We start from the raw sequence: 333 nt of genomic DNA on the forward strand, positions 1-333 counted from the left end.
CCCCGGCCGCGACCCCCCACACTTCTCCCACGCCCCACGGGCGTTAAAGCCACACTAATGGCGTAAACTCCCCCATAAGGTGGCCTTAACGGCATTTGTCCTAGCCGGGGACGGCCTCATGACCCGAACGCGTCGTTCAGGACGTTGAACGTCTCGTTCGCGTCGTTCGCGACAAGGGGGGCCACCTGCGACAAGGGCGTCCCTCGGTGCATCCAACGCACCGGGGGCGTCCCTCGGTGCGGTGGATGCACCCAGGGCGTCCCTCGGCACCCGCGGACGTCCCGGCCGCCGAAGCAGTGAAGGCCTCCTTCACAGCGTCTAGCGCTGTGAAGG

The organism is Amycolatopsis sp. NPDC059027 (assembly GCF_042739735.1).
In the GTDB taxonomy this organism is placed as follows: domain Bacteria; phylum Actinomycetota; class Actinomycetes; order Mycobacteriales; family Pseudonocardiaceae; genus Amycolatopsis.